Origin of the sequence: Saccharibacillus sp. JS10 (assembly GCF_024436065.1) — a bacterium.
Lineage (GTDB): Bacteria > Bacillota > Bacilli > Paenibacillales > Paenibacillaceae > Saccharibacillus.
The window spans coordinates 1-17250 of the sequence record NZ_JANFNS010000009.1 but is presented as its reverse complement, the minus strand read 5'-3'; the positions used below and the strand labels follow the sequence as shown (position 1 = coordinate 17250).

Genomic DNA, 17250 nt, shown 5'->3' with positions numbered 1-17250 from the left:
CTATGACCCTGTTCTCCCGAAAATATCCAGGAGGTGTCAGGCTAAAGTGGCAAAAACTTCGATGAAAGTCAAGCAACAACGTACACCGAAATTCAAAGTGCGTGCATACACGCGCTGCGAACGTTGTGGTCGTCCACACTCGGTACTGCAAAAGTTTAAAATCTGCCGTATTTGCTTCCGCGAATTGGCTTACAAAGGTCAGATTCCTGGCGTTAAAAAAGCAAGCTGGTAATTACCGCATAACAAGGAAGGAGGTTCACACACATGACTATGTCCGATCCGATTGCTGATATGCTTACACGTATTCGTAATGCGAACGTGGTACGTCACGAGAAAGTCGAAATGCCGGCTTCCGCGATGAAAAAGCAAATTGCTGAGATCCTTAAACGCGAAGGTTTTATCCGCGACGCGGAGTTCGTACAGGATAACAAGCAAGGCATCATTCGTATTTTCCTGAAATACGGTCAAAACAACGAACGCGTTATCACTGGTCTGAAAAGAATCAGTAAACCTGGTCTGCGCGTGTACACGAAGAGCAACGAAGTTCCTCGCGTATTAGGCGGCCTGGGTATCGCGATTGTCTCCACATCTAAAGGAGTTATGACCGATAAAGAAGCTCGTCAAGCGAAAGCTGGCGGCGAAGTAATCTGCTACGTTTGGTAATTACGTCAGAACATAAGGAGGTGCAATAACTATGTCTCGTATTGGTCGCAAACCAATCGAAGTACCAGGTGGCGTTGAAGTAACGCTGAACAACACAGCGATTACAGTCAAAGGTCCTAAAGGTACTCTCACTCGTGAACTTCATAGAGATATGAAAGTAACAGTGGAAGGTAACACAATCACAGTAGAACGTCCTTCCGACAACAAAGAGCATCGTTCCCTTCACGGTACGACTCGCAGCGTTGTCAGCAACATGGTAAGTGGTGTAACGGAAGGTTTCTCCAAGTCGCTTGAATTGGTCGGGGTCGGATACCGTGCCAGCAAGTCTGGAGAGAAGATCGTCCTGAACGTAGGTTATTCCCACCCTGTTGAGATCACACCGGAATCGGGAATCGAGTTCGAAGTTCCTTCGAACACGAAAATCATCGTTCGCGGAATCGACAAAGAGCGCGTAGGCGCTTATGCTGCTCAAATCCGTTCGGTACGTGAGCCAGAGCCGTATAAAGGCAAAGGTATCAAGTACGAAGGCGAACGCATCATCCGTAAAGAAGGTAAAGCTGGCAAGAAAAAATAAGCCGCTTTCCTTCGCATTATTCTTAGCTTGCTCATGTGAAGCTGCTTAATAAGCAGTTGGGAAGGAGTGAAAGTACTCATGATTACCAAAAGTGATAAAAATAAAGCTCGCTTGAAAAGACACTTACGTGTACGTAAGAAAATTCAAGGTACGGTTGAGCGCCCTCGTCTGAACGTTTATCGTTCGGGTAAACACATCTATGCTCAGTTGATCGACGACGTAAACGGTGTTACTATCGTTTCGGCATCGACTATGGAGAAAGATTTGAAAAGCGAGATCACAAACGGCGGCAACGTTGAAGCTGCTGCTAAAGTTGGCACACTGGTTGCAAACCGCGCTAAGGAAAAAGGTCATACCGTTGTCGTTTTCGACCGCGGAGGATACCTCTACCATGGACGGATTCAAGCACTGGCTGACGCAGCTCGCGAAGCTGGTCTGGAATTCTAAGAACGAAAAAAGGAGGTTAACGACTTGCGTGTAGATATGAGCACTGTAGGAGAACTGACGGAGCGCGTTGTACACATCAACCGCGTAGCAAAAGTTGTAAAGGGCGGTCGCCGTTTCAGCTTTAGCGCATTGGTTGTTGTAGGCGACGGACAAGGCAACGTTGGAGCAGGCATCGGTAAAGCCGGAGAAGTTCCGGATGCGATCCGTAAAGGCATTGAAGATGCTAAGAAAAACCTGATCCACGTTCCTCTCGTTGGAACAACAATTACTCACCAAATCACTGGTAAATTCGGAGCAGGTAGCGTATTGCTGAAACCAGCATCCGAAGGTACTGGAGTTATCGCTGGCGGTCCGGTACGTGCTGTACTGGAATTGGCAGGCGTAGGTGACATCTTGACAAAATCCCTGGGATCTTCGAACTCCATGAACATGGTCAATGCGACTTTGGAAGGATTGTCCCGTTTGAAGCGTGCCGAAGATGTGGCTAAGCTTCGCGGCAAATCCGTCGAAGAACTAAGAGGCTAAGGAGGGAACAACAATGGCTAAATTGGAAATTACCCTCGTTCGCAGCCTGATCGGACGTCCTAAAAACCAACGTACGACTGTTAACACTTTAGGTCTGCGTAAAACAAACCAAGTTGTCGTTCAAAACGATAACGCTGCGATCCGCGGTATGGTTAATCAAGTGCAACACTTGGTTTCTGTAAAAGAAATCGAAGCTTAAAAAATCATCGCTCCGCAAGGAGCGAATTAATAGAATGAATCAAGGAGGTGCAACGAACGATGAAGTTACATGAGCTTTCTCCTGCTCCAGGTTCGACTAAAGAGCGGAAGCGCATCGGTCGCGGTACGAGTAGCGGTACGGGTAAAACAGCCGGACGCGGTCATAAAGGCCAAAACTCCCGCTCCGGCGGCGGTGTTCGTCCAGGTTTCGAAGGCGGTCAAAACCCATTGTATCGTCGTTTGCCAAAACGCGGTTTCGTTAACCCGACTCGCAAAGAATTTGCCATCGTCAACATCGAAGAACTGAACAACTTTGCAGAAAACACTGAAGTCACTCCTGAACTGCTGCAAGAGCAAGGTATCGTTAAAGATACAAAGAGCGGTATCAAGATTCTTGGCAATGGCGACGTGACGGTTAAGTTGACTGTCAAAGCAAACAAGTTCTCTCAATCTGCGGTGGAGAAAATCGAGGCTGCCGGCGGTAAAACCGAGGTGATCTAATGTTCAACACCCTGAAGAATATATGGAAGGTCGATGACCTCCGTAAACGGATTCTGTTTACGCTGATGGTTCTCGTTATCTACCGTATCGGTACGTTCATCCCGGTTCCGGGCGTTAATACAGACGTACTTCAGTCGGCTAACGAAGCTGGCAGCCAGTTGATGGGGTTGCTGAACACCTTCTCCGGAGGGGCGCTTCTGCAATTTTCGATCTTCGCATTGAGTATCTATCCGTATGTTACGGCATCGATCATCGTACAACTGTTGTCGATGGATGTCATTCCTAAGTTCACCGAGTGGTCTAAACAAGGTGAGCACGGTAAGAAAAAGCTAGCGCAGATTACCCGATACGGCACCATAGTTCTGGGTTTAGTTCAGGCGTTCGCTACAGCGATCGGATTCAACCGCATTTATAATGCGGAAATGATTCCGAACGCTACGATCGTCGACTATATTCTTATTGCCATTGTCTTGACTGCGGGTACTTCCCTCCTAATGTGGTTGGGTGAGCAGATCACAGAAAAAGGCATCGGTAATGGTATTTCGATTCTGATCTTTGCCGGTATCGTCGCAAACATTCCAGGTTACATCTCGACAACAGCTCAATCCGATTTCATCGTGAGCGGTCAAACGTTCTTGAACTCGATGAAAACATTGATTATCCTGCTTGTCTTGATCCTGATTATTATCGGTGTTATCTTTATTCAGCAAGGGATCCGGAAAGTTCCGGTTCAATATGCGAAGCGAGTAGTCGGTAATAAAATGTACGGCGGTCAAAACACTCACATCCCGCTCAAAGTGAACGCTGCGGGTGTTATCCCGGTAATCTTCGCTGTTTCTCTGTTGCAGTTCCCAGTTATTTTGGCAAACTTCTGGTCTACTTACGAGTGGGCAAAATGGGTACAAAACAACTTGAACTACAGTCAGCCGTTAGGCATGGTGCTTTACGCAGTCATGATCATCGGTTTCACGTTCTTCTATACCTTCGTGCAGATTAATCCTCAGCAGATGGCAGAGAACATGAAGAAAAACGGCGGTTACATTCCAGGAGTTCGTCCAGGTAAAGCGACTGAGAAGTACATTACTCGCGTAATGTCCCGTCTCACCGTGACTGGTGCGTTGTTCCTGACTGTAATTTCTTTGCTGCCGATCGCGTTTGGTTCGCTTTCCGGTCTTCCTCAGTCGGTTCAAATCGGCGGCACTTCGCTGCTGATCGTCGTTGGGGTTGCGCTGGATACGATGAAGACGATTGAAAGTCAGCTGATCAAACGGCATTATAAAGGTTTTATCAATAAATAGCTCAGGTTCCGGACGGGTCCGACTCCATGCGCTCGCCCGGCGCCTTTTGTGCGGTTCGGCATGGGTAAGACGTAAGGAGTGGACATGACGTGAACATTCTATTCATGGGGCCTCCCGGGGCAGGTAAAGGAACACAGGCGCAGGCCATCGTCGATGCGTTCAATCTTCCTCATATTTCGACAGGCGATGCTTTTCGTTTGGCGATCAAAGAGGGAACTCCTATCGGAGTTAAAGCGAAAGAATACATCGACCAGGGCCTGCTCGTACCGGATGACGTTACGAACGGTATCGTACGCGAACGGCTGAGTCAGCCGGATTGCGAAAAAGGTTTCTTGCTCGACGGATTTCCGAGAACTCTGCTGCAGGCCGAAGCATTGGATTCTCTTTTGCTCGAATCTGGCCGTAAGCTTGATCATGTTGTTAATCTGAATGTAGATCCAGAAAAGTTGCTTGTCCGTATTACAGGTCGTCGTATCTGCAAAACTTGCGGAACGACTTATCATGTAGTTTTCAATCCGCCAAAGCAAGAAGGCGTGTGCGATAAAGACGGCGGCGAACTGTATCAACGTCCAGACGATAACGAAGAGAGCGTACGCACTCGTCTTGATGAGTACACTAGTAAAACTGCGCCTCTGATCGATTACTATGCAAACAAAGGCTTGCTGCGGCAGATCGACGGAGACCAGGAGATCGGTACGGTATCGGAAAGTATCCTGTCCGTACTGCGAGGTTAACTGTAATGATCATTTGCAAATCCGAAGCCGAACTCGTGTTAATGAGGGAAGCAGGACGGATTGTGGCTGAGACTCACCGTATATTGGCAAAAGTCATCAAGCCGGGCGTTACGACGGCTGAGCTTGATAGAATTGCTGATGAAACTATTCGCAGTCAAGGTGCGGTGCCGTCTTTTAAAGGGTATAATGGTTTTCCGGCAAGCATATGTGTGTCTATCAATGAACAATTGGTACACGGATTTCCCAGCGAGCGAAAGCTTCGGGAAGGTGACATCGTTTCGATCGATGTCGGTGCACAATACCGAGGTTACCATGGCGATTCCGCCTGGACTTACCCGGTAGGGCGAATTTCCGATGAAGCTCAGCGGTTGCTGGACGTTACGGAAGGCTCCCTGCACGCAGGACTTGCTCTTGTAAAGTCGGATGTGCGTTTGTTTACCATCTCGCATGCGATTCAGCGACATATCGAAGAGTCTGGAATGTCGGTTGTTCGGGAATTCGTCGGTCACGGCATCGGTCAGGATCTGCACGAAGAACCGAACATCCCCAATTACGGCATCGAAGGTCGCGGTCCGCTGCTAAAACCTGGTATGGTGCTTGCAATCGAACCCATGGTGATTCTAGGCGGAAGACAAGTTCGGACGCTTGAAGATCAATGGACGGTCGTAACAGTAGACGGTTCATGGTGTGCTCATTTCGAACATACAATAGCCGTTACGCAAAACGGATTAGAAATTCTCACAAAATTGAGCGCGTAGGTGATACACTTGAAAAAGGAACATCCCCTGCAGATCGGTCAACTCGTGAAGATCCGGAAAGGCCGCGATGCCGGGCAGGTGGCAGTGGTCGTCAGACTTGATGAGGAGTATGGGATTTGGATTGCAGATGGGCACAAACGCAAGTTTGATCGTCCAAAGAAGAAAAATCCGCTTCACCTTGAGTCTCAAATGACAATTAGCAGCGAAATCGTAAACAGTTTGCAGGAGAGCGGTAGGGTTACAAATGCGAAGCTGCGTCATGCAGTGAATACATTTGTAGAATCCAACGCACAGAATGCTAAGCAGAAAGGAGAATGATTATGGCCAAGGAAGATGTCATTGAAATCGAAGGCGTGGTTATCGAACCACTCCCGAATGCGATGTTCAAGGTGGAACTCGAGAACGGTCATCAAATTCTCGCTCACGTTTCGGGAAAGCTGCGTATGCACTTTATCCGTATTCTGACGGGAGACAAAGTGGTCGTACAGTTATCGCCTTACGATCTGACTCGCGGCCGTATCACTTATCGTAAGTAAGGATACGTCGCTTTTTGGATATACAACGTTCTGGTGCAAGAGCGATCGCCGCCTTGCCGGTACGTTCTATGCACAATCAAACCGAATGCTTTTGAGGAGGTAATAATCATGAAGGTTAGACCATCGGTCAAACCAATGTGCGAAAAATGCAAAGTCATTCGTCGCAAAGGCAATGTCATGGTAATCTGCGAAAATCCGAAACACAAACAAAAACAAGGATAAATTAGAAGGGGGTGTAGCGTAATGGCTCGTATTGCTGGTGTAGACTTACCACGTGACAAACGCGTTGAGATCGCCTTGACTTATATCTTCGGGATTGGTAAAACAACGTCCCAAAAACTCCTGAGCCAAACAGGAATCAGCCCGAACACTCGTGTTCGCGATCTGACTGAGGATGAAGTAAGCAAGCTGCGTGAAACGATTGACGCTAATGAAAAAGTTGAGGGCGACCTGCGTCGCGAAATCTCGCTGAACATCAAACGTCTGATTGAAATCGGATCTTATCGCGGTGTACGTCATCGTCGCGGATTGCCGGTACGCGGACAACGTACGAAAACGAATGCTCGTACTCGTAAAGGTCCTCGTCGTACTGTAGCGAACAAGAAGAAGTAAGAAAGGGGGATAACTGACAATGGCTAAACCGAAAAAAGTCGTACGTACAAAACGTCGCGACCGTAAAAATATCGAATCCGGCGTGGCACACATTCGTTCCACGTTTAACAATACGATTGTAACGATTACGGATCCGCACGGAAACGCGATCTCTTGGGCAAGCTCAGGCGGTCTCGGTTTCAGAGGTTCCCGTAAATCGACTCCATTCGCAGCTCAACTTGCTGCTGAAACAGCTGCTAAAGCGGCTATGGAACACGGTCTGAAAACTGTTGAAGTTATGGTTAAAGGTCCTGGCGCAGGTCGTGAAGCGGCGATCCGCTCGCTGCAAGCTACAGGTCTTGAAATCAACCTGATCAAGGACGTAACACCGGTTCCTCACAACGGATGCCGTCCTCCTAAGCGTCGCCGCGTATAGTAATCTAAGCATTTTGAATTCAGTATGCTTTGTTTCACGGAAGCGACGTTTTGAAGGAGGGGTATTGTAGTGATAGAAATCGAAAAGCCGAAAATCGAGACCGTCGAGATCAATGACGGAGGCACGTACGGTAAGTTTGTCGTTGAGCCTCTGGAACGTGGATACGGTACGACGCTTGGGAACTCGCTTCGTCGCATCCTGCTGTCGTCGCTTCCCGGCGCGGCGGTTACTTCGGTCCAAATTGACGGCGTTCTGCACGAATTCTCGACGATCCCCGGCGTTACGGAAGACGTAACGGAAATCATTCTGAATCTGAAAGCTTTATCGCTGAAGATTCATTCCGATGAAGAAAAGGTACTGGAAATCGACGCTGAAGGTGAAGGCCTAGTAACGGCTGGAGACATTCGCGCTGATAGTGATGTGGAGATCCTTAACCCGGATCTTCATATCGCCACTCTGGCACCGGGATCAAGATTGCATGTGCGCATTTTCGCTGGCCGCGGCCGTGGATATGTTCAGTCTGTCAAAAACAAACGTGACGATCAGCCGATTGGTGTTATTCCGATCGATTCGATCTACACTCCGATTTCCCGCGTGAACTACGCTGTGGAAAACACTCGGGTTGGACAAGTCACAAACTACGACAAGTTGACGCTTGAAGTCTGGACCGATGGAAGCATTCGTCCGGAAGAAGCGGTAAGCTTAGGCGCCAAAATTTTGACCGAGCACGTACTGCTCTTCGTAGGTCTGACCGACGAAGCTCGCGACGCGGAGATCATGGTCGAAAAAGAAGAAGACAAGAAAGAGAAAGTATTGGAAATGACGATCGAAGAACTCGATCTTTCCGTACGTTCTTACAACTGTCTGAAACGCGCCGGTATCAACACAGTTCAAGAGCTGACTACGAAATCGGAAGAAGACATGATGAAAGTCCGCAACTTGGGCCGCAAGTCTTTGGAAGAAGTTCAAGAAAAGCTCGAAGAGCTTGGACTCGGTCTTCGTCAGGAAGACTAAGAACGACAGTATGATGTAGAAGGAGGGAAAAACATGGCATACCAAAAGTTGGGACGTAACTCCAGCGCTCGTAAAGCATTGCTTCGCGACCTGGTAACCGACCTGTTCCTGTACGAGCGTATCGAAACGACAGAAGCGAAAGCTAAAGAAGCTCGCTCTATCGCTGAAAAATTGATCACTCTTTCCAAACGTGGAGATCTGCATGCACGCCGCCAAGTGGCTGCATACGTTCGTCGCGAAACGGTTGACGGTGAAAAAGACGCTATCCAAAAGCTGTTCGCTGATCTGGCACCGCGTTACGCGGATCGTCCGGGTGGCTACACGCGCATCCTCAAGCTGGGAGCACGCCGCGGCGACGCAGCACCTATGGTTTACCTGGAACTGGTTGACCGCGCTTAATAGACGGTTTAACAGTTTTAAGCCTTAGGATTCCAGAGAAACGTATGCCGCCTGTTTAAGGCGGCAGAGCCGTTTCTTTTTTTTTGAACTCAAAGCAGTAATGGAGGTGAGCTTTTGCGTAATTTATGTATGACAGTAGCGTATGACGGTACGAATTATTATGGTTTTCAAACGCAACCTGCTGGTAAGACGGTTCAAGATGAACTTGAAGCTTCAATATTGGCATTAACGGGAGAAAAACCAAAGATTATCGCTTCCGGTCGTACAGACGCTGGCGTCCATGCTTATGCTCAGGTATTCAACTTCCATACCTCTTCGTTGATTCCTTCTGATCGTTGGCCTCTCGCGCTTAATGCACGTTTACCGCAAGACATTGTCGTGACTCGTTCTTGGGAAGTAACTGCTGAATTCAATTCCAGACATGCGGCGAAGCGCAAAACGTATCGCTATACGATTAACGCTAACCGTTATCCAGATGTCTTTCAACGGCATATGCAGTTTCATCATCCTGCTCCAAAGCTGGATATTGAAGCTATGCGTGAAGGGCTTCAGCATTTGGTCGGAACCTACGATTTTACATCGTTTGCGTCCAGACATTCTCAAAAAACAAATCATATTCGGACTTTAGTTGAAGCTTGGATCGAAGTGGATACAACAACTTGTCGCCAAGGAACACCGGATCAAGGGTTTATTCATATCTTTCTAACAGGTACAGGCTTTTTGCAACATATGGTTCGAATTATTACAGGTACGCTTCTTCAAGTGGGTGAAGGGAAGCGCAAACCGGAAGAAATGAGAACTATTTTGCTTGCCTGTGATCGCGCTGCAGCAGGTCCGACAGCGGTAGGAAAAGGCTTGGCGCTTTGGAACGTGGACTACGGAGACCTATTGCCAGAGTGAGAAGAAAACTTCTTTGAGGAATTGTTTGAAATGTGTTGCAGTTTCACCTGCTATCCTGTAGAATAAAAGTTGTGTTTTCTTGAAGGCTTCCCACGGCCCCCAATCAAGAACTACACATTGAATCATCTTGATTTAACTTTTATCTATCCATGATCGCAAACATAAATCGTTCCGGAAGCCCCGGATCTTAGCCCGGCGGCATGGAACGTCTAACATCTAAAATGAATATTGCAAAGATTAAAAGGAGGAACTTATTCATGCGTACTACCTACATGGCTAAGCCGAGCGAAGTTGAGCGCAACTGGCACATCATCGACGCCGAAGGCAAAACGCTGGGCCGTCTTGCCAGCGAAGCTGCTGCCCTCATCCGAGGCAAGCACAAAACTCAATTCACTCCTCACGTTGACGGTGGCGATTTCGTTGTCGTAATCAATGTTGAGAAAATTCACCTGACAGGTAACAAACTTCAGGACAAAAAATACTACCGTCACTCGATGCACCCAGGTGGTTTGAAAGTCACTAGCGCAGGCGAAATGATTAAAAACAAACCAGAACGTCTTTTGGAACTTGCTGTAGCTGGCATGCTTCCTAAAACTCGTATGGGCGACAGAATGAAACTTAGACTCAAAGCGTATGCCGGAGCAGAGCATCCACATGCAGCACAAAAACCGGAAGTTTACGAACTTCGCGGCTAAATAAAAGGAGGACCCTTTCATGGCAAATGTACAATACTATGGGACTGGTCGTCGTAAACATTCGGTAGCTCGTGTTCGCCTTGTACCGGGTGAAGGACGCATCGTCATCAACAAACGTGAAATCGACGAATATTTCGGTCTGGAGACGCTCAAATTGATCGTTAACCAACCGTTGAACTTGACTGAAACTGTAGGCAAATACGATGTAATCGTATTGGCACACGGTGGCGGTACTTCGGGTCAAGCAGGCGCGATCCGTCACGGTATCGCTCGTGCTTTGCTTAAAGCAGATCCAGAACTTCGCGGTTCGCTGAAAAAAGCGGGCTTCCTGACACGTGACCCACGTATGAAGGAACGTAAAAAGTACGGCCTCAAAGCCGCACGTCGCGCTCCACAGTTCTCGAAACGCTAATCGTTACGAACTTCAAAACAGGTTGTTTTCGATCTTATCGAAAGCAACCTGTTTTTTTATATACACATAAAAAAGCCCTGCTTTTCATTTCCGTTAGCTACCCACGGATCGAAAAGCAGGGCTTTTTGTGTGCTACAAATCAGAGTTACAAAGCAAACTTTGTAATAGTCTCTTCTAGATTTGAAGTGCTTTTTTCAAGCAATGTCGTTGTTTCGGCAATTGCTTTGGAAGCTTCTAGTTGCTGAACCGATAAGTTTTGTAAAGATCGAGTGTAATCGGCAGTCATTTTAGACGTTTTGGCAATCTGTTCGACCGAAGCCGATACTTCTTCCGAACCTGCAAGAATTTGCTGCGCAGAAGACGAGATTTCTTCCATATGAGCATTGATATCGTGGAAACGTGTAACGGTATGTTCGAACAGATCATTCACTTGATTAGACAGCTCATTACTTTTTTGGATTTCGCTACTTTCTTGATTCATTCGTTCGCCGATTGTATACGTTTCTTGACTGATTTTAGACAATAACTCGACGACATGTGAAGCAGAATTCGAAGATAATCCAGCAAGTTTTCGAATTTCTCCGGCAACAACCGCAAATCCTGAACCATGTTCGCCGGCTCGTGCAGCTTCAATCGAAGCATTCAGAGCCAATAGATTCGTTTGATCGGCGATATTCGTTATGGCTTGAAGCACAGGGCCTACTTCGTTCATATAGCCGTGAAGATTTTGTACAGAGTTCGATGTGTATCCAACCAGATGAGACATTTCCGAGATTTGTTTTTGTAATCCGTTCATGGAAGATTTACCTTGAGTTGCAGCTTGGAGGACTTCTGTGGAAGCAATGGAGACATTAGATGAGGAATGAGTGACTTTTTCAATAGCCAAAGTGATTTCTTGCATCGATCTTGCGCAATCTTCTGCACCGGCGTATTGATTATTTGCTTCAATCGTAAGCGTACTTGCCGAATGATTCAATTCATTATTTATAGTAAGTAGAAGATTAGCTTCGGAAGTAAAACGGTGTGAAGACTGGACGAGCGTTTGCGTTGTATTTTGCATATTGTTCATCACATCACCCAAGGTAATGCCAAGCCGTTCACCCATTTGAGTCATGGCTTCGTAAGTTTGTCCGATTTCGTCTTTAGAAGTCTTACGTACCTTGTTTAATACTTGATTCGCTTTACCAATTTCGCCGCTTGCGATCGCTTGAGCGCTTTCTACGATGGTGCCCAGAGGTTTAAGAGCGCGATACAAGAATACCGCAATGACAGTAAAGATAAGTAAAGTGATCACAGCCATCCCTATGTAAAATAAAAAGCTGCTATCCATAAATTGATCGAAAATTTCGTTGACCACCCTAACGTTGGTATCAATCCCAAGCACTCCGATTACGGCACCAGAACTGTCTTTGATAGGGACATAAGAAGAAACATAAGATCCGTACTCTGCATTATTAATGATACCTGTTTTTGCAGGTTGCCCTTGTAACAACTGATCGATAGCGTCTGCCGGCATATCTGTTACTTCTCCAATAGGTGAAGCACTACCTGAATCGGCAGGTTGTCCGTCGATCAAAATAATCGGTTCTTTTTTTTCGTTGATGTTAACGGTGTATACATATAAAGCTCCAATTTCACTACGGTATTGATCGAGTCTTTTTCGGATTTGCCAATACTGATCATTTTCTGTCGGATTTGCGATATAAGATTTATATTGCACCGCATCGAATTGAGTCGTAAAAGCTTCAGCCATTTTCATATTCATACTGCTTATCGTATACTCACTTGCTTTTTTGACATTTTGATTTTGCATATAAACGAATGTCGTAAACAAAACCACCAAAACTAAAAAGATCATGATCGATAATTTGACTGACAGCTTCTTCGTGATTATGGACATGAATGCCACCTTCCTCGATTTTCTGCATTCATTGTACTATGATTTGAGTCTTTTGAGAGAAGAGAGTTAGCGGGCAAATGAAATTTTTTAGAGAAATACAAAACAAAAAAAGTTTATGTCATTTTGAAATAAAGATTGATTGTTGACGGGTAAAGATTTATACTTGGAAATAATTCAGATTAGAATAGTCGGTTTTAATCATTCCCCATTTAGAGATGGAGGGTATTTCAATGAATTTATTAGAAAAAGAACAATTTGCCACAACGAAAGCAGAAGAATTAGAGTCACTCAGCGCCCAAGAAGTTATTCGTTTTGCGACGGAGCAATATTCAAGCCTGACGTTTGCTTGCAGCTTTGGAGCCGAAGATGTGGTAATCGTCGATATGTTGCAACAGATTAGCCCGTCTACCGAAATTTTTTACTTGGATACCGATTTTCACTTTCAAGAAACTTATGACACTCGCGATCAGATGATGAAGCGGTACAATCTTGATTTCGTTCGTGTATCGCCTTTAATTACACCTGAAGAACAAGCGATTCAACATACTTCTGAACTTTGGAAAGCAGACCCTAATCTATGCTGCAATATCCGTAAAGTAGAACCGCTTACTCGGAACCTTTCCCGCTATGATGCTTGGATTACCGGAATCCGACGCGATCAAGCTCCGACCCGTGCCAACTCCAAAAAGGTTGAATACGATTATAAATTCGGTTTGATGAAGTTCAATCCGCTTGCAGACTGGACAAGCGAAGACGTATGGGCATATATCCGCGATAACCGTATTATTTATAATCCGCTGCACGATCGTAATTTCCCAAGTATCGGTTGCGAACAATGCACACGCCAAGTGATGCCAGGAGAAGATCCGCGTGCAGGTCGCTGGTCAGGTAACGATAAGACGGAGTGCGGATTACACAAATAAAGAAAGGAGGAATTCATCTTTATGACTTCTATTCAACCACACGGTGGCACCTTAATTAATCGATTGATTGAAGGGCAGCAACGGGAAACTTTACTTGCTGAAGCTCAGACGTTACAACAGATTCGTATCAATACATGGACATTGTCCGATTTGGATTTGATCGCAGTAGGCGCGTTTTCTCCATTGAACGGTTTTATGAACGAGGAGGATTATCAGCGCGTGGTTCGCGAAATGCGATTGTCTGACGGTACGGTATGGAGTATCCCGGTCACCTTACCTGTTGCCGACGCCCAAACATCGCTTGTAGGGGAGCAAGTAGCACTTGTAGGCGAACAGGATGATGTAGTCTACGCTGTACTGAATGTAGAAAGCGTATATGAGATTGATCCAAGCTTTGAAGCTATCCATGTATTCAAAACAGACGATCCCGAACATCCGGGTGTTAAAAAGTTGTTTGAGTTGCCTCTTCAGCGGATTGGCGGTTCAGTGCAGGTGCTTAATCGTCCTCAGCCGGAACGGTTTAACGAATTTTATTTCGATCCGATTCAGACCAGGCAGCAATTTGAAGAAAAAGGATGGAAAACAATCGTTGGCTTTCAGACCCGTAATCCGGTTCACCGCGCACACGAGTATATTCAAAAGTCCGCTTTAGAAACTGTAGATGCTCTGTTCTTAAACCCTCTTGTAGGCGAAACGAAGTCTGATGATGTACCGGCAGATATTCGGATGCGCAGTTATCTCGTCTTACTCGAAAATTATTATCCATCTGCGCGGACTTTCCTTGGTGTATTCCCGGCTGCGATGCGTTATGGAGGTCCTCGCGAAGCCATTTTCCATGCGATTGTTCGAAAAAACTACGGATGTACCCATTTTATCGTTGGACGCGATCATGCCGGTGTAGGCGATTATTACGGTACGTATGAAGCACAGGAAATCTTTGCAAACTTTAAACCGGAAGAATTGGATATCACGCCGCTCTTTTTTGAACATAGTTTCTTCTGCACGCATTGCGGCAATATGGCAACAAGCAAAACATGCCCACATGACAAAGAAAAACATCTTACGTTATCCGGAACCAAAGTCCGTGCACTTCTTCGGGCAGGAGAATGCCCACCTCCGGAATTTACACGCCCTGAAGTTGCGAAAGTTCTGATTGAAGGAATGCAAGAGCGTGTCACGGAACATGCTTGATTTGTGAACAACCTGGTATGGCCGATTAGAATACTCACCGAATCGTTTTCCTCAAAGGAAGCGGTTCGGTGTTTTTGTTTCATGTATAATAAAGAAGATATAATAAAAAAGAGACTTTTCCTGAGGAAAGAAGAGAGGGTGACCAGCTTTGGTAACAAGAGAAGAAGTTGTGGAAGCGCTTGAAGCCGTAATAGATCCTGTACATCGTGTACGTTTATCCGACCTGCGATTGATCCGTGACGTCGTACTTCGTGAAGAAAAAGTATCTTTAAGTGTCGTTTGCCTAGAACCAGGCGAAGAATCCAGACAAGGCTTAGAGACGCAAATTCGTTCCGTTTTACAATCGTTAGAAGTTTCCGACGTGCGGATTCGTTTTAAAGAAGCGACCGAACTCGAAAAAGAACGCAGTCTAGCAATCATTGAAGATATAAAAGGCGGTCAAGCCACAATTGATAGCGATGATGATCCGGTATTAGTAAAAGGCCATGCCGCTGGACTCGAAGATCTTCCGATTTTGAGCCCGGATTCTCCGACTACGTTTATTTCTATAGCGAGTGGTAAAGGCGGAGTAGGCAAATCTACAGTGGCTGTCAATCTGGCTGTCGCTCTAGCTCGTCTCGGTAAAAAAGTCGGTCTGATCGATGCGGATATTTATGGATTTAGCGTACCGGATATGATGGGCATTGAAGAAGGACCCGAAGTAATCGACGGATTACTGCGACCCGTAGAACGTTTTGGCGTGAAAGTCATGTCGATGGGCTTCTTTATTCGTGAAAACAATCCAGTCGTATGGCGTGGACCGCTACTTGGACGCATGCTGCGACAGTTCTTTGAAGAAACGGAATGGGGAGAAATCGATTATATGCTGCTTGATTTACCTCCCGGAACCGGTGACGTTGCACTCGACGTGCATCAGCTTCTTCCTCAAAGCAAGCAAATCATCGTCACTACTCCGCACGGAACCGCAGCTTTTGTAGCCGCACGAGCGGGAGCGATGGCACTGCAAACCGGGCATGAAATTTTGGGCGTCGTTGAAAATATGGCGTATTACGAAAAAAATGGCGAGCGTGACTATATCTTTGGACGCGGCGGCGGCGGTCGGTTAGCGGAAACGCTGCATACCGGCTTGTTGGGTCAAATCCCGCTGGGTGTGCCGGACAACCATATTTCGGAACGAGACTTTTCGCCATCGGTCTACAAAGCAGAAACGCAGACTGGCATGATGTACGGAGAAATGGCACAAGCAATTGTTGATAAAACGATCTCAAGCGGGAACTCGAAGTAAAAGGAGGTCAAGCATGAAGATATTATCGTTTAAAAGTTTTATCCAAGGATTAGCGCAAAACAAAATCTACATGCTGACGGCAACAGCCCTATTTATCATTGGGATTGTGATGGGTTTCGTATGGGCGGATCAACTTCAGCAGTTACTGCTTTCTCAACTTGAAGGGCTGCGAAGCGTATCGCAATCGTTGCAAGAATCAAATAACGTCGAATTGAGCTTCTTTACATTTATCTTTTTTAACAATGCAATCAAATCGGTTCTTGTGATCTTATTTGGTGCATTTTTCGGATTGGCACCTATCGCCTTTTTATTGCTTAATGGAATGGTACTGGGATTTGTCGTAGAGCTTGCGCGTAGACAAGGACAAGATTTAGGGGAATTGATTTTTCAAGGGTTGCTTCCACATGGTATTATCGAAATTCCTGCAATCGTAATTGCTTGTGCATATGGGCTTCGTTTTGGCGGCTTGGTGATTGGAAGTCTGTTCAGTCTCGGTAGTGGAAAAAGAGAGCTGCTTGCTCAACGCTGGGAACAGGCAATGAAACAAATGCTAAACGCTGCGATATGGATTGTGATTCTTCTATTTGTAGCAGCAATTATTGAAAGTACAATTACGTATCATCTGCTACAGTAGGTTTTATTAAGTTTTACGCGTTATAGAGTTAACCTTCCTTCATTTTGGGTTAATCAAAGTTGAAATGGAAAATCAGCGTTGATTCGACCGGAAGGAGGGACTGTAATGATCGGAATGATGTTTAACGATATGGAATGTAAAGAATTTAGTTATGTACTACGTAAAGAGTTGGATGAGATGTTATTCGACCTAAGCGATAAGCGCTTAGATCAAAACATGCGAACTTCTATCTCTAAACGCTATCAAACTATTTTTCAAATGTACGCGAGAGTTGCACCTCCTAAGGAATTATCCAAATACGTACGAGACAAGCGGCATAGCGGCGAACGATAAATGAAAAGCAGAACGATCTAAAGTATCTGATTGTACAAAAAGCGGTCCGGTAATACCGAGCCGCTTTTAAGCGTGTTTACAGAGAATAGAGGCCACTTAAAAGGTTTATCATTTTTCTTTAAAAAACAGTTGACTTGCTATGTTGCTTTGTGATAAATTATTAATCGGCTCTTCGAGAGAAGACCTCGCAACTTCAGCCGAACGAAACGCACTGAAAAAGAATTTTAAAAAAGTGCTTGACGAACTGCTTGAAACTGTGATAGGATATAAAAGTCGCCGCTGAGAGATACGGCGGTCAACGAA

General features: G+C 45.9%; 27 protein-coding genes. 25 read left to right on the top strand and 2 right to left on the bottom strand.

The annotated features are described in order from the left end of the window. Window positions 1-46 precede the first annotated feature (46 nt). The 20 genes from NOM90_RS18445 (at window position 47) to rpsI (ending at window position 10681) form a co-directional block, all read left to right on the top strand. Window positions 47-232 (top strand): type Z 30S ribosomal protein S14, encoded by a 186-nt coding sequence (locus tag NOM90_RS18445; RefSeq protein ID WP_013312154.1) that lies wholly within the window; start codon window positions 47-49, stop codon window positions 230-232. Window positions 233-264: 32 nt separating this feature from the next. After that, window positions 265-663, top strand: a complete 399-nt coding sequence (rpsH, locus tag NOM90_RS18440; RefSeq protein WP_255944134.1) for a 30S ribosomal protein S8 — start codon at window positions 265-267, stop codon at window positions 661-663. A 31-nt stretch (window positions 664-694) separates the two neighbouring features. After that, on the top strand, window positions 695-1237 hold the full coding sequence (gene rplF / locus NOM90_RS18435; protein ID WP_255944132.1) for a 50S ribosomal protein L6: 543 nt from the start codon (window positions 695-697) through the stop codon (window positions 1235-1237). Between the two features lie 78 nt (window positions 1238-1315). After that, a complete protein-coding gene (rplR, locus tag NOM90_RS18430; RefSeq protein ID WP_255944130.1) occupies window positions 1316-1684 on the top strand; it encodes a 50S ribosomal protein L18 in 369 nt (122 codons plus the stop codon). Window positions 1685-1708: 24 nt separating this feature from the next. Further along, window positions 1709-2209 (top strand): 30S ribosomal protein S5, encoded by a 501-nt coding sequence (gene rpsE, locus NOM90_RS18425; RefSeq protein WP_255944127.1) that lies wholly within the window; start codon window positions 1709-1711, stop codon window positions 2207-2209. Window positions 2210-2222: 13 nt separating this feature from the next. Then, window positions 2223-2408 (top strand): 50S ribosomal protein L30, encoded by a 186-nt coding sequence (gene rpmD, locus NOM90_RS18420; RefSeq protein WP_018978351.1) that lies wholly within the window; start codon window positions 2223-2225, stop codon window positions 2406-2408. 59 nt (window positions 2409-2467) lie between these two features. Next, complete coding sequence (gene rplO, locus NOM90_RS18415) at window positions 2468-2908, top strand: 50S ribosomal protein L15 (RefSeq protein WP_255944125.1); 441 nt, start codon at window positions 2468-2470, stop codon at window positions 2906-2908. Next, the gene (secY, locus tag NOM90_RS18410; protein WP_255944123.1) at window positions 2908-4206 is read left to right on the top strand and encodes a preprotein translocase subunit SecY; all 1299 of its coding nucleotides are present in this window, start codon (window positions 2908-2910) and stop codon (window positions 4204-4206) included. Before rplO ends, secY begins: the two co-directional genes overlap by 1 nt. 89 nt (window positions 4207-4295) lie before the next feature. Continuing rightward, a complete protein-coding gene (locus NOM90_RS18405; RefSeq protein ID WP_255944122.1) occupies window positions 4296-4940 on the top strand; it encodes an adenylate kinase in 645 nt (214 codons plus the stop codon). A gap of 5 nt (window positions 4941-4945) precedes the next feature. After that, complete coding sequence (gene map, locus NOM90_RS18400) at window positions 4946-5698, top strand: type I methionyl aminopeptidase (protein ID WP_255944120.1); 753 nt, start codon at window positions 4946-4948, stop codon at window positions 5696-5698. A gap of 9 nt (window positions 5699-5707) precedes the next feature. Beyond that, window positions 5708-6016, top strand: a complete 309-nt coding sequence (locus tag NOM90_RS18395) for a KOW domain-containing RNA-binding protein (RefSeq protein WP_255944118.1) — start codon at window positions 5708-5710, stop codon at window positions 6014-6016. Window positions 6017-6018: 2 nt separating this feature from the next. Continuing rightward, entirely contained in the window at window positions 6019-6234 is a 216-nt protein-coding gene (infA, locus tag NOM90_RS18390) for a translation initiation factor IF-1 (protein WP_018978345.1), read from the top strand. 108 nt (window positions 6235-6342) lie between these two features. Continuing rightward, window positions 6343-6456: a 50S ribosomal protein L36 gene (gene rpmJ / locus NOM90_RS18385; RefSeq protein WP_037291536.1), complete on the top strand. Its 114-nt coding sequence runs from the start codon at window positions 6343-6345 to the stop codon at window positions 6454-6456. A 21-nt stretch (window positions 6457-6477) separates the two neighbouring features. Next, a complete protein-coding gene (gene rpsM, locus NOM90_RS18380; protein WP_255944110.1) occupies window positions 6478-6846 on the top strand; it encodes a 30S ribosomal protein S13 in 369 nt (122 codons plus the stop codon). Window positions 6847-6865: 19 nt separating this feature from the next. Continuing rightward, a complete protein-coding gene (gene rpsK / locus NOM90_RS18375; RefSeq protein WP_037291530.1) occupies window positions 6866-7261 on the top strand; it encodes a 30S ribosomal protein S11 in 396 nt (131 codons plus the stop codon). Between the two features lie 69 nt (window positions 7262-7330). Further along, window positions 7331-8275: a DNA-directed RNA polymerase subunit alpha gene (locus tag NOM90_RS18370; protein ID WP_037291528.1), complete on the top strand. Its 945-nt coding sequence runs from the start codon at window positions 7331-7333 to the stop codon at window positions 8273-8275. Window positions 8276-8308: 33 nt separating this feature from the next. Continuing rightward, window positions 8309-8674: a 50S ribosomal protein L17 gene (gene rplQ / locus NOM90_RS18365; RefSeq protein ID WP_037291525.1), complete on the top strand. Its 366-nt coding sequence runs from the start codon at window positions 8309-8311 to the stop codon at window positions 8672-8674. A 114-nt stretch (window positions 8675-8788) separates the two neighbouring features. Then, complete coding sequence (truA, locus tag NOM90_RS18360) at window positions 8789-9574, top strand: tRNA pseudouridine(38-40) synthase TruA (protein ID WP_255944108.1); 786 nt, start codon at window positions 8789-8791, stop codon at window positions 9572-9574. A gap of 257 nt (window positions 9575-9831) precedes the next feature. Continuing rightward, on the top strand, window positions 9832-10269 hold the full coding sequence (gene rplM / locus NOM90_RS18355) for a 50S ribosomal protein L13 (protein ID WP_172247775.1): 438 nt from the start codon (window positions 9832-9834) through the stop codon (window positions 10267-10269). Window positions 10270-10288: 19 nt separating this feature from the next. Then, window positions 10289-10681, top strand: a complete 393-nt coding sequence (gene rpsI, locus NOM90_RS18350) for a 30S ribosomal protein S9 (protein ID WP_255944104.1) — start codon at window positions 10289-10291, stop codon at window positions 10679-10681. Between the two features lie 145 nt (window positions 10682-10826). On the opposite strand, the gene NOM90_RS18345 is transcribed toward rpsI, so the two are convergent. Beyond that, a complete protein-coding gene (locus tag NOM90_RS18345; RefSeq protein ID WP_255944103.1) occupies window positions 10827-12581 on the bottom strand; it encodes a methyl-accepting chemotaxis protein in 1755 nt (584 codons plus the stop codon). A 230-nt stretch (window positions 12582-12811) separates the two neighbouring features. Here NOM90_RS18345 and NOM90_RS18340 point away from each other — a divergent pair, with 230 nt between their 5' ends. The 5 genes from NOM90_RS18340 to NOM90_RS18320 all read left to right on the top strand — a co-directional run bounded on the left by NOM90_RS18340 (window position 12812) and on the right by NOM90_RS18320 (window position 16947). Further along, entirely contained in the window at window positions 12812-13504 is a 693-nt protein-coding gene (locus NOM90_RS18340; RefSeq protein ID WP_255944101.1) for a phosphoadenylyl-sulfate reductase, read from the top strand. Window positions 13505-13525: 21 nt separating this feature from the next. After that, window positions 13526-14695 carry a sulfate adenylyltransferase gene (gene sat, locus NOM90_RS18335; protein WP_255944100.1) on the top strand — a complete coding sequence of 390 codons (1170 nt, stop codon included), beginning with the start codon at window positions 13526-13528 and terminating at the stop codon, window positions 14693-14695. Between the two features lie 148 nt (window positions 14696-14843). Then, the gene (locus NOM90_RS18330) at window positions 14844-15980 is read left to right on the top strand and encodes an Mrp/NBP35 family ATP-binding protein (RefSeq protein ID WP_255944098.1); all 1137 of its coding nucleotides are present in this window, start codon (window positions 14844-14846) and stop codon (window positions 15978-15980) included. A 13-nt stretch (window positions 15981-15993) separates the two neighbouring features. After that, complete coding sequence (locus NOM90_RS18325) at window positions 15994-16614, top strand: stage II sporulation protein M (protein WP_255944096.1); 621 nt, start codon at window positions 15994-15996, stop codon at window positions 16612-16614. 105 nt (window positions 16615-16719) lie between these two features. Then, complete coding sequence (locus NOM90_RS18320) at window positions 16720-16947, top strand: hypothetical protein (protein ID WP_255944094.1); 228 nt, start codon at window positions 16720-16722, stop codon at window positions 16945-16947. 108 nt (window positions 16948-17055) lie between these two features. Here NOM90_RS18320 and NOM90_RS18315 read toward each other — a convergent pair. Beyond that, window positions 17056-17250: hypothetical protein (locus NOM90_RS18315; protein ID WP_255944092.1), on the bottom strand; the 195-nt coding region annotated here is incomplete at its 5' end.